The organism is Pseudomonas sp. XP1 (genome assembly GCF_053557675.1).
Window position 1 is genome coordinate 19,862 of the sequence record NZ_JBNRIJ010000041.1, and the last position, 1,461, is coordinate 21,322.

Consider the following 1,461-nt stretch of genomic DNA (forward strand, 5'->3'; position numbering starts at 1 on the left):
CAGGCAACACCTCAATCAAAGGTATGCAGATCCAGGCTGCTGACCACCTGCGCCTGTACCAACTCACCAAACACTTCCAGCGTCGGCGAAGCAAAGTAGCCACTCATCGCCTGCTGGTCTTGCCAGCTGCCACTGAGCAACCATAAATCGGCATCAGCCTGCGAACGTTGCACCGTGAAACTCAGGCAGCCCGGCGCCCGCAGTGAGGGCTCGAGCAGGTCACGCAGGCGCGCGCCCAGCTCCGCCGAGCGCCCGCTGCTGGCACGGATGAAAGCAAGGTGGGTGACCGGTTGTGTCGGGGTCATTGCACAATCTCCTTGAAGCAGGCGGACGGAAAAGCCAGGCTGCCAAGGTTAGGGCCTCACCCGCGCGACGCGTTAGGCCATTACTGCTCGCCGATTGCCTGATCCTGCAGCGCGGCAGGATCAGGCAATCGGCGTGCAGCTTTTGACTAGCGCCCGCCATTGCCCAAACCTATGCTGCGTCGGTCAGTAGAGGAAAGCCACCATGACCATCGCCACGTCCATCGACCCGAGCCTGGAACTTCAACGCCAGGAGCTGGCCGAGCTGATCCGCCGCCACGCAGGGGAGCCTCACGGCCCGGCATCGGCCATCGATGACCTGTACCTGGTGCGCTACACCGAAAACGTGCGCTCGGTACCGACCCTGGCACAACCCGCGCTGTGTATCCTCGCCCAGGGCAGCAAAAGCTTGTTCCTCGGTGACGAGCAGTACGCTTACGACCCGCTGCACTACATGGTGGTCTCGGTAACCTTGCCGTTGAGCGCCGTGAGGCTGGACGCCAGCCCCGAGCACCCGAGCCTTGGCCTGCGCATGGACCTGGACCCGGCCGAAATCAGCCAGCTGATCGCCGAAAGCGGGCCGATGCTGGTGCCCAACCGGCCTTCCGGGCGTGGCTTGTATGTGGAAAGAACCGATGCCGCGCTGCTCGACGCCCTGCTGCGGCTGATCCGCCTGCTGGATACCCCGCGCGACATCGCGATGCTGGCGCCGCTGTTCCGTCGGGAGATTCTGTACCGCCTGCTGCGTGGGCCGCAGGGCTATCGGTTGTACGAAATCGCCTTGGCCAACAGCCAGACCCACCGGGTTTGCCAGGCGATCACCTGGCTCAATCAGAACTACCAGTTGCCTTTGCGCATCGAGGATCTGGCGCGGGAGGTCAACCTAAGCACCTCGACCTTGCACCACCGATTCAAGGCCGTGACGTCGATGAGCCCGTTGCAGTACCAGAAGCAACTGCGCCTGCAGGAGGCGCGGCGATTGATGCTGAATGACGGGCTCGAGGCGGCGGTGGCGGCCTACCGGGTGGGGTATGAAAGCCCGTCACAGTTCAGCCGTGAATACAGCCGGCTGTATGGCGCGCCGCCGATTCGTGATGTGGCAAGGTTGCGGGCGACTGCTGGCTGAAATTTTGGCTGGCAGTACCGGCCTCTTCGCGGG

2 protein-coding genes are annotated in these 1,461 nt (G+C 63.4%); one reads left to right on the forward strand and one right to left on the reverse strand.

What is annotated here, in order from left to right; translation table 11 throughout:
- Nucleotides 1-11: 11 nt before the first annotated feature.
- Nucleotides 12-305, reverse strand: coding sequence for a putative quinol monooxygenase (locus ACK1U9_RS23265; protein ID WP_046614826.1), 294 nt, complete (start codon nt 303-305; stop codon nt 12-14).
- A gap of 202 nt (nt 306-507) precedes the next feature.
- Here ACK1U9_RS23265 and ACK1U9_RS23270 point away from each other — a divergent pair, with 202 nt between their 5' ends.
- Nucleotides 508-1,428: an AraC family transcriptional regulator gene (locus ACK1U9_RS23270; protein ID WP_046614827.1), complete on the forward strand. Its 921-nt coding sequence runs from the start codon at nt 508-510 to the stop codon at nt 1,426-1,428.
- The last annotated feature ends 33 nt before the right edge of the window (nt 1,429-1,461 follow it).